Source organism: Nocardiopsis sp. TNDT3 (assembly GCF_003427465.1).
GTDB lineage: Bacteria > Actinomycetota > Actinomycetes > Streptosporangiales > Streptosporangiaceae > Nocardiopsis > Nocardiopsis dassonvillei.
Genome location: NZ_QPFC01000364.1, coordinates 1 through 9,721, shown reverse-complemented (window position 1 = coordinate 9,721; position 9,721 = coordinate 1). Strand labels below are relative to the sequence as shown.

The 9,721-nt window shown below is 71.4% G+C and carries 9 protein-coding genes; 6 read left to right on the top strand and 3 right to left on the bottom strand.

Annotated features, from left to right (window positions below; genetic code table 11):
• Nucleotides 1-238: 238 nt before the first annotated feature.
• Both greA and DQW06_RS09715 read right to left on the bottom strand, forming a co-directional pair.
• Complete coding sequence (gene greA / locus DQW06_RS09720; protein ID WP_013151152.1) at nucleotides 239-739, bottom strand: transcription elongation factor GreA; 501 nt, start codon at nucleotides 737-739, stop codon at nucleotides 239-241.
• A 137-nt stretch (nucleotides 740-876) separates the two neighbouring features.
• Nucleotides 877-1,329 (bottom strand): DUF4307 domain-containing protein, encoded by a 453-nt coding sequence (locus tag DQW06_RS09715; RefSeq protein ID WP_013151153.1) that lies wholly within the window; start codon nucleotides 1,327-1,329, stop codon nucleotides 877-879.
• A 156-nt stretch (nucleotides 1,330-1,485) separates the two neighbouring features.
• Here DQW06_RS09715 and mca point away from each other — a divergent pair, with 156 nt between their 5' ends.
• The 3 genes from mca to DQW06_RS09700 all read left to right on the top strand — a co-directional run bounded on the left by mca (nucleotide 1,486) and on the right by DQW06_RS09700 (nucleotide 4,937).
• Complete coding sequence (gene mca / locus DQW06_RS09710; protein WP_013151154.1) at nucleotides 1,486-2,364, top strand: mycothiol conjugate amidase Mca; 879 nt, start codon at nucleotides 1,486-1,488, stop codon at nucleotides 2,362-2,364.
• A 5-nt stretch (nucleotides 2,365-2,369) separates the two neighbouring features.
• Nucleotides 2,370-2,630 carry a hypothetical protein gene (locus tag DQW06_RS09705; protein ID WP_013151155.1) on the top strand — a complete coding sequence of 87 codons (261 nt, stop codon included), beginning with the start codon at nucleotides 2,370-2,372 and terminating at the stop codon, nucleotides 2,628-2,630.
• Nucleotides 2,631-2,903: 273 nt separating this feature from the next.
• The gene (locus DQW06_RS09700) at nucleotides 2,904-4,937 is read left to right on the top strand and encodes a thioredoxin domain-containing protein (protein WP_013151156.1); all 2,034 of its coding nucleotides are present in this window, start codon (nucleotides 2,904-2,906) and stop codon (nucleotides 4,935-4,937) included.
• A gap of 14 nt (nucleotides 4,938-4,951) precedes the next feature.
• On the opposite strand, the gene DQW06_RS09695 is transcribed toward DQW06_RS09700, so the two are convergent.
• Nucleotides 4,952-6,322 (bottom strand): serine/threonine-protein kinase, encoded by a 1,371-nt coding sequence (locus DQW06_RS09695; protein WP_013151157.1) that lies wholly within the window; start codon nucleotides 6,320-6,322, stop codon nucleotides 4,952-4,954.
• Nucleotides 6,323-6,631: 309 nt separating this feature from the next.
• Here DQW06_RS09695 and DQW06_RS09690 point away from each other — a divergent pair, with 309 nt between their 5' ends.
• From DQW06_RS09690 to DQW06_RS09680, 3 genes are all read left to right on the top strand, one after another.
• Nucleotides 6,632-7,243: an RNA polymerase sigma factor gene (locus DQW06_RS09690; protein ID WP_013151158.1), complete on the top strand. Its 612-nt coding sequence runs from the start codon at nucleotides 6,632-6,634 to the stop codon at nucleotides 7,241-7,243.
• Nucleotides 7,244-7,336: 93 nt separating this feature from the next.
• Complete coding sequence (locus DQW06_RS09685) at nucleotides 7,337-8,098, top strand: isoprenyl transferase (protein WP_013151159.1); 762 nt, start codon at nucleotides 7,337-7,339, stop codon at nucleotides 8,096-8,098.
• 258 nt (nucleotides 8,099-8,356) lie between these two features.
• Entirely contained in the window at nucleotides 8,357-9,703 is a 1,347-nt protein-coding gene (locus DQW06_RS09680; protein WP_013151160.1) for a PhoH family protein, read from the top strand.
• The last annotated feature ends 18 nt before the right edge of the window (nucleotides 9,704-9,721 follow it).

Below are 9,721 nucleotides of genomic sequence, written 5' to 3'. Positions count from 1 at the left end.
GGTACGCGCCGGGGCGGGGTTCCTGGGGGTTCCAGTGGAGCGAGGACATGTCGGCGGGAATCCCTCGGTTCGTCGGACCGGCGGCCGGGGAAGCCGCCGCGGGAGTGTGCTTCGAGACTACGACGCGGGGGACCCTCCGGAGGATCCCCACCGCGCACACGAAGGGGCGCCCCGGTGAGGGGCGCCCCCAAAGCGGCGGGGGCGGTCGGACACCGCCCCCGTGATCGCCGAACCGCCGCTACATGCCGGTGTAGGGCACGGCGTCGATGATCTCGACGCCCAGGCTCTTGCCGTTGGGCAGCGTGTAGCTGACGTTCTCCCCCACGCGCTTGCCGTTGATGGCGGAGCCCAGCGGTGACCTGGGCGAGTACACGTCGATGGGAGAGCCGCTCTCCTCGCGGGAGGCGAGCAGGAAGGTGACCTCGTCGTCGTCCCCGTCGAACTTGACGGTGACGGTCATGCCGGGGCCGACCACGCCCTCGGTGTGGGGCGCCTCGCCGACCCGCGCGGTGCGCAGGATCTCGGTGAGCTGGAGGATGCGGGCCTCCATCTTGCCCTGCTCCTCCTTGGCGGCGTGGTACCCGCCGTTCTCCTTGAGGTCGCCCTCTTCCCGGGCCGCCTCGATCTTCTCCGCGATCTCGATGCGCCCACTCCCCGACAGGTGGTCCAGCTCGGACTTGAGCCGGTCGTACGCCTCCTGGGTGAGCCAGGTGACGTTGTCATCGCGGGTCTGGGTCACGGGAACTCCTTGTGTACTAGTAGCAAAGGCCACCAGGCGGCCAGAGCTGAACTTACGAGAATATCACCGTGCGTCGTGACACACGGGTTCCCGCGGTTCGGCGGTGCCTCCGGAGCCGGGCTAAGGGGCTCGGTGGATCAGTCCTGCGAACCTTGTTCCCTGCACGAGGCCACTTCTACCGTGGCGGCCTGACGAACCGTCTCAACGGTCGTGGTGACCATGCGGTTCCCGGCCTCGGCCTTCGAGCGCGTCTGGCCCACCTCGACGAACTGTTCGTCCAACGCCACGACCAGGCACTCGGCGCCGTTCCTGCTGTTCACCTCGTAGCTGATGGTGGCCTCCTCGGGCGTGGGCGCGGAGAAGGTGATCACCTGGTGGTACACACCGCCGCCCAGACCGCTGAAGTTCATCAGGGAGTAGCCCCAGCCGACCGCGCACGCCACCGCGAAGAGGGTGGCGATGACGAAGAAGACCGGCCCGTTCCCGTGGCGCTTGCGCAGCGCGGGAGCGGTACTGGCCGAGGAGTCGGCCGCTGTGTCGGCCGTGGTTTCGGCGCTCTTCACGGCGTCTTCCTCCGGGGTCGGCTGCATCGGGAATCTCCGAACAAGGGGACGGTGTTGTCTAAGATATCCCCGACCTGACAGCCTCCCCACGCGCCCCGCGCGGAAGTCGTCCGAGCCTGTGTACCGGGGGAGCCGGACGGCCGCGCCCCTCGCGTCCGTCCACCTAGTCAAGGAGACCCTTCGTTGTCCGAGCGCCTGCGGCTCATGGCCGTTCATGCCCACCCCGATGACGAGTCCAGCAAGGGCGCGGCCACCATGGCCCGCTATGTGGAGGAGGGCGTCGACGTGCTCGTTGTCACCATGACCGGTGGCGAGCGCGGCGACATCCTCAACCCCGCGATGGAGCGTCCCGACATCCGCGAGAACATCGCGCAGGTGCGCCGAGAGGAGATGGAGCGGGCCAGGGAGATCCTCGGCGTCCAGCAGGAGTTCGCCGGGTTCGTCGACTCCGGCCTGCCCGAGGGCGACCCGCTGCCGCCCCTGCCCGAGGGCTGTTTCGCCACCCTCCCCGTGGAGGAGGGCGCCGCGCCCCTCGTGGAGTCCATCCGCAGGTTCCGGCCGCACGTCATCCTCACCTACGACGAGAACGGCGGTTACCCGCACCCCGACCACATCATGACCCACAAGGTGACGATGCACGCCTTCGACACCGCGGGCGACCCCGACGCCTACCCGGACGCGGGCGACCCCTGGCAGCCGCTCAAGCTGTACTACTTCGTCTCCTTCCCGCCCGAGCGGTTCGAGGCCCTGGCCGACGTGCTGGCCGCGCGCGGGCTGGAGAACCCCTTCGAGGAGTGGATGAAGCGGATCGCGGACCGCGACCACCCCCGCTGGGAGATCACCACGCGCGTGCACTGCAGCGAGTACTTCGACGTCGCCGACGAGGCGCTCAAGGCGCACGCCACCCAGGTGGACCCCAACGGGTTCTGGTTCGCCGTGCCCAACGAGGTCGTCGCGGAGGCCTGGCCGAGTGAGGACTACCACCTGGTGCGCTCGCTGGTGGACACCGAGATCCCTGAGAAGGACCTCTTCGCGGGTGTCCGAGAAGCAGTGAGAGTATGAGTGGCATGAACACCCTTCTCACGTCCGCGACGGTGCTGGCGGGCAGCTTCCAGCTCGACAAGGACACCGTGACCCCCGGTGTGCTCGGCTTCCTCGTCATCTTCGCCATCGGCGTCGGGCTGTACTTCCTCATGCGCAGCCTCCTGGGCAAGCTCCGCGCCCTGCCCAAGGACGACGACTTCGGCGCGAGGGCCACGGCCTCCGACGACGGCGGGCCGGCCGACGCGGCGCAGGTCTCCGCCGAGGACACCGCTCCGCGGAGCTGAGGAGACGTCCCCGCCCTGCCCCAGCGGGACGGCGTGTCCGGGCGCACCGCCCGGGCCCACCACTCGGTCCGAAGGCTCCGGGCCGCTCCCGCGCCCGCCGGACGAACACCCGGCCTCCTCCCGGGCGGTGGTCCCCGGCTCGCTCCGGCGGGTGCGCGACACCCCACCGCCCCGGGTGGCGGAGTTCACGGGCGCCGGGTCGGCTCCCGTGCCGTGGACTCCGCTCGGGCGGGTGCGCGACGCCCCGCCGCCCCGGATGGCAGAGTTGGGGGCATGTCCAACCGCCTGAGCGACGCGACCAGCCCGTACCTGTTGCAGCACGCCGACAACCCCGTGGAGTGGTGGCCCTGGGGTGAGGAGGCCCTCGCCGAGGCGCGTCGGCGCGACGTGCCCCTCCTCGTCTCCGTCGGCTACGCCGCCTGCCACTGGTGCCACGTGATGGCCCACGAGTCCTTCGAGGACGAGGCGACCGCGGCCCTGATGAACAGCCTGTTCGTCAACGTCAAGGTGGACCGCGAGGAGCGCCCCGACGTCGACGCCGTGTACATGGAGGCGACCCAGGCCATGACCGGCCAGGGGGGCTGGCCCATGACCGTGTTCGCCACCCCCGACGGCGCCCCGTTCTACTGCGGCACCTACTTCCCGCGCGAGCACTTCCAGCGCCTGCTGCGGGGCGTGGCCGACGCCTGGCGGGACCAGCGCACCGAACTGGTCGGCCAGGGCGCGCGCGTGGTGGAGGCGCTGAGCGGCCCGCGCACCCTGGCCGCCGCGCCCCCGCCCTCCGCGGACCGGCTCGACCTGGCCGTCCGCGCGCTGGTGCGCGACTACGACAGCGCCCACGGCGGTTTCGGCACCGCGCCCAAGTTCCCGCCGTCGATGCTGCTCTCCTTCCTCACCGCCCAGGACGAGCGCACCCGGCCCCTGCAGAGCGCGGACGAGTCCACGCCCGCCTGGCTCATGGCCAGCGGCACCGCCCTGGCCATGGCGCAGGGCGGCATGTACGACCAGCTCGGCGGTGGTTTCGCCCGATACTCGGTGGACCGCGAGTGGACCGTGCCGCACTTCGAGAAGATGCTGTACGACAACGCCCTGCTGCTGCGCGCCTACGCCCGGATGGGCCGCCGCCCCTCGGGTCCGGGGGTCTCCGACGCCGCCACCCACGCCCTGCTGCGCCGGGTCGCCGGGGAGACCGCCGACTGGATGCTGCGCGACCTGCGCACGCCCGAGGGCGGGTTCGCCTCGGCGCTGGACGCCGACAGCGAGGGCGAGGAGGGCACCTACTACGTGTGGACGCCCGCCCAGCTGCGGGAGGTCCTGGGCGAGGAGGACGCCGCCTTCGCCGCCGAGGTGTTCGGCGTGACCGAGGAGGGCACCTTCGAGCGCGGCGCCTCCGTGCTCCAGCTGCCCGCCCCGCCCGCCGACGCCTGGCGCTACCAGCGGGTCCGTGAGGCCCTGCTGGCGGCCCGCGCCGAACGGGTCGCCCCCGCGCGCGACGACAAGGTGGTGGCCGCCTGGAACGGCCTGGCGGTCGCCGCGCTGGCCGAGGCCGGGGTGCTGCTGGAGCGGCCCGACCTGGTGGAGGCCGCCCGCGCGGCCGCTGACCTGCTGCTGCGCGTGCACCTGCGGGACGGGCGCCTGGTCCGCACCTCCCGGGACGGGCGCGCGGGCACCAGCGCCGGGGTGCTGGAGGACTACGCCGACGTCGCCGAGGGGCTGCTCGTCCTGCACGGTGTGACCGGGGAGGCGCGCTACGCGCACGAGGCCGGGCGCCTGCTGGACACCGTCCTGGAGCGCTTCGGAGACGGCTCCGGCGGGTTCTACGACACCGCCGACGACGCCGAGCGCCTCTTCAACCGGCCCCAGGACCCCACCGACAACGTCACACCGTCCGGCCGGTCGGCGGCGGCATCCGCGCTGCTCTCCTACGCCGCGCTGACCGGATCCGAGCGCCACCGCACGGCCGCCGAGGAGGCGCTGTCCCCGGTGGCGGTGCTGGCGGAGAAGGCCGCCCGGTTCGCCGGGTGGGGCCTGGCCACCGGCGAGGCCCTCCTGACCGGGCCGCGCGCCGTGGCGGTGGTGGGCGACCCCGACGACCCGAGGACCGCGGAGCTGGTGCACGCCGCGCTGGTCTGGGCGCCGCTGGGCACCGTGCTCTCACGCGGCGACGGCCGCGACGACGGAGGGGTGCCGCTGCTGCGCGACCGCGCGCCGGTGGGCGGGCGACCGACCGCCTACGTGTGCGAGGGCTTCGTCTGCAAGCTCCCGGTCACCTCGCCCGAGGACCTGCGGGAGCAGCTGCTGGCCTGACGCGTCGCCGGGGCCTATCCCAGGTGCGTACCGGCGATGATCCGGTCCACCAGGTCGGGCCGGTAGCCCGGCTGGCGGATCTCCATGTACACGGTCGTGGGCTCGCCCGGCTCGTGCACGGCGGCGCTGCTCAGCGACCCGTTGCCGTGGCACTCGGGCCAGTCCCACACCGTGCCCTCCCATTCCCCGGTGTCCAGCGGCCGCTCCTCGGGAGGGTCCCCGCACGGCTGGGCGCCGGCGATCCCGCTCAGGTCGGCGGGGCCGCGCACCACGGTCGCGTACACACCGTAGGCCGTCTCCCGGGTGGAGTCCCAGTCCTCGGCGTCGGTCGCCACCAGCAGGCCCGGACCCGCGCCGGCCTCGGCCGCCGCGGGGAGGGCCTCCTGGGCGGTGTGGATCTCGTGGGCCCACACCGACGGCACCTCCAGGTAGACCCCCTGCGCGGCGTCGTGCACGGTGGTCAGGGACACCCCCGGCCTGCCCAGGGATCCCGAGAGGCTGGCGCCCGTCAGCACCAGCGCCCCCGCCAGGGCGGTCGCCCGCCGCCACGGCATGCGCAGCCGCTGCCACCACGGCACGGCCGCCTTGGGCAGGTCGGGCGCCATACGGATGGTTCTGACCCGGTCGGTGAAGGTTTTGGCGTCCGCCGGACGGCTTTCCCGGTCCACCGAAAGTGCCGACAGGATGAGTTCGTCGAGCGCGGGGGGCAGACCTGGCCGGATCTGGCCAGGAGCCACCTTCACCGGCGGACGCGAGGGCGGACGGCCGGTGATGAGCTCGTAGGCCACCGCGCCCAGCGAGTACACGTCCGACCGGACGTCCAGGTCACCGCCGGGAATGCTCTGCTCGGGGGACATGTAGCCGGGGGTCCCGGCCGCCGCGGTGAACCCCGACGCCTCGTCGATCGACTTGGCGAACCCCAGGTCCGCCACCAGCACCCGCTGTCCCACGGGTGAGGACTGGAGCAGCACGTTGGACGGCTTGATGTCGCGGTGGATCGTGCCGTGGTTGTGCAGCACCGTGATGCCCTGGCCGATCTCGGTGAGCAGCCGCAGGGCCTCGTCCAGGGGCAGTGTGCCCCGGTGGATGAGGTCGGCGACGCTGCCCTGGTCGGCGTAGGTCATCACCATGTAGGGCCGACCGTCGGGGAGCACGTCCACGTCGTGCACCGCCACCAGCCAGGTGGAGTCGGTCTGGCGCAGGATGCGCGCCTCCTCCAGGAAGCGGTGCTGGATGTCCATCTGGTGCGCCCAGTTCTCGGCGAGTACCTTGATGGCCACCGAGTAGTTCAGCAGGTCGTCCTGCGCCAACCAGACCGTGGCGAAGGAACCCGACCCAAGGCGCCGGATGACGCGGTAGCGCCCGAAGGCCTCAGGTTGGCTCATCTCCGCCTCGGTCTGTCAGGGGTGAACACGCGGTCGTTGCCCACTAATACACCATCTGTACCTTCACATTGCCTCCCGCCGATATGATCCCCTCTCCGGGTGGCGCCGATCCCCTCCGGACGTGGAGACTGGAGGGGGCCCGACGGGCTCCGCGCCGTGCGCGGCGGCGAAGGCGACGATTTTTCACGAGTGCGGATCCGGACCGGGGCCGTAGACGTCCCGGTGACGTGTGACCCTCGAACGCAAGGGGCGCACCCGCGTCCGCAGCGGACGGCCGGATGTCTGCCGTCAGTCAGGGAGAGACCAGACATGCGCAGTAGTGACCACGCAGACCACGAGGAGAGCCCCGCGCCGCGGCGCCGGGTGGCGAGCAACGTCGACGAGGAGCTGGAGGACCTCGCGCGCCGGGCCAAGGCCGGAGACGCCATGGCCCTGGACGACCTGCTCCGGCGGATCCAGCCCGAGGTCCTGCGCCGCTGCTCCCGCTTCCTGCCCTACCGGCAGGACGCCGAGGAGGCGTGCCAGGACGCGCTGCTGCGCGTGGCGCGCAAGATCGACAGCTTCAAGGGCGACTCCCTGTTCACCACCTGGCTGTACACGGTGGTGTCCAACTCCGCCCGGCAGACCTACCGCTCCATGAAGCGGCGCTCGGCGGAGTTCCCCACCGAGGCCGAGCGCATGCCCCACCAGAGCGACCCCCGCACCACCAGCGTCATCGCCGGTTCCCGCATCGACCTGCTGGAGGCCCTCGACCAGCTGGAGAAGGACCGCCCCAACCTGGTGGCCCCCCTGGTCCTGCGCGACCTGTGCCAGATGGACTACAACGAGATCGCCTCCGAGCTCAACCTGGCCCTGGGCACCGTCAAGTCCCGCATCCACCAGGGGCGCAAGCACGTGCGCAAGTCCCTGGCCGTGACGTAGCCCCCTTCGGGCGAACTACGCTGGAGGCATCCCCGTCGGCACATCCTTTCCAACGGTGTGCTGTTCCAGATCCAGCTCTGAGAGGTTTCGCCAATGGGGCTTCGTGACCCCCTGTACTGGCTCTACGAGCGGCGCCTGGAGCGTCGGCTGACCAGTCAGGAGATCCCCCGCCACGTCGGTGTCGCGATGGACGGCAACCGCCGCTGGGCCAAGGTGAGCGGGCTCGGCGCGGCCGAGCAGGGCCACCAGGCGGGCGCGAACAAGATCTTCGAACTGCTGCGCTGGTGCGACGAGGTCGGCGTGCAGGTGGTCACACTCTGGATGCTGTCCACCGACAACCTCAGCCGGGACGAGTCCGAGCTGGGCCCGCTGGTGCGCATCATCGAGCAGACCATCGCCCGGCTGCGCGAGGAGGGGTGGAACACGCGCCCCGTGGGGGCCCTCGACATCCTGCCCGCGTCCACCGCCCAGGCGCTCAAGGAGGCGGAGACGGCCACATCCGGCAACCCCGGGCTGGTTGTCAACGTCGCCGTCGGGTATGGAGGTAGACGTGAGATCGCTGATGCGGTTCGGTCCCTCCTCCAAGCGGAGGCGGCCAAGGGCACCGGTATCCAGGAGCTTGCCGAGCGCCTGGACATCGAGGACATCGCACGGCATCTCTACACGCGCGGTCAGCCCGACCCCGACCTGCTCATCCGCACGTCGGGGGAACAGCGCCTGTCCGGCTTCATGCTGTGGCAGAGCGTGCACTCGGAGTTCTACTTCTGCGAGGTCTACTGGCCTGCCTTCCGCAGGGTGGACTTCCTGCGTGCACTGCGCTCGTACGGCGCGCGCAACCGCCGCTACGGATCCTGACCCCCCGAAGCCCGACCCCTTAACGCGGAGTTCACCGCGCGGAGGGAGAGGTCCCTTGGAAACGGGAGCACGGACGCGTAGCGTCGGAAGTAGCGGGTGGCGTTCGTCCACCCGTTCGGGAGGCCCCGTCTCATTGATCTCCTCCGCCATCGCGGAACGTCAACGAGGAGGGCCGGACCCGGCCCTCGCGGGCCAGGTCCCGGTCCTCCATGATCCCGTGACAGTAGGGCGCCCCAGCGGTGCCCAAGGGGAGAACGAGTGGCTAGTTCCTCGACCGATCGCCGTGACACCCAGTCCCCCGACCCCCGTACGGAGGTAGGCCAGGACGGACGCGTCTATGTGCTCGACACCAGTGTCCTGCTCGCCGACCCGGCCGCCCTGAGCCGGTTCGCCGAGCACGAGGTCGTCATCCCCGTGGTGGTGATCACCGAGCTGGAGAGCAAGCGTCACCACCCGGAGCTCGGGTACTTCGCTCGTCACGCGTTGCGCCGCCTGGACGACCTGCGGGTCGCCCACGGCCGTCTGGACGCCCCGGTACCGGTGAACGACGCCGGCGGCACGCTGCGGGTGGAACTCAACCACAGCGATCCGCAGATCCTGCCGGCGGGCTTCCGGCTCGGCGACAACGACACCCGGATCCTCACGGTGGCCCGCAACCTCCAGGAGGAGGGCGGGGACGTCGTGCTGGTGAGCAAGGACCTCCCCATGCGGATCAAGGCGGCCTCCATCGGGCTGGCCGCCGACGAGTACCGGGCCGAACTGGCCATCGAGCACGGCTGGACGGGCATGGCCGAGCTGGACGTGCCCGCGCACCAGATCGGCGAACTGTTCACCAGCGGCGAGAGCGACATCGACGCGGCCCGCGATCTCCCCTGCCACACCGGGCTGGTGCTGGTCTCCGAGCGCGGCAAGGCGCTCGGCCGGGTCCAGCCCGACAAGTCGGTGAAGCTGGTGCGCGGCGACCGCGACGTGTTCGGCCTGCACGGCCGCAGCGCCGAGCAGCGCATCGCCCTCGACCTGCTCACCGACCCCGAGGTGGGCATCGTCTCCCTGGGCGGACGCGCGGGCACCGGCAAGTCGGCGCTGGCGCTGTGCGCCGGTCTGGAGGCCGTCCTGGAGCGCCGCCAGCACCGCAAGGTGATGGTGTTCCGGCCGCTGTACGCGGTCGGCGGCCAGGAGCTGGGCTACCTGCCCGGGAGCGAGAACGACAAGATGACCCCGTGGGGCCAGGCGGTGCACGACACCCTGTCCGCGGTGACCAGCGAGGAGGTCATCGAGGAGATCGTGGACCGGGGGATGCTGGAGGTCCTCCCGCTCACCCACATCCGCGGCCGGTCGCTGCACGACGCGTTCGTGATCGTCGACGAGGCCCAGTCCCTGGAGCGCAACGTCCTTCTCACGGTCCTCTCCCGCCTCGGCCAGAACTCGCGGGTGGTGCTCACCCACGACATCGCCCAGCGCGACAACCTGCGCGTGGGCCGCCACGACGGCGTGGTCGCGGTGATCGAGAAGCTCAAGGGCCACCCCCTGTTCGCGCACGTCACCCTGACCCGGTCCGAGCGGTCGCCGATCGCCGCCCTGGTCACGGAGATGCTGGAGAACTGACGCGGTACCGCGGCGGGG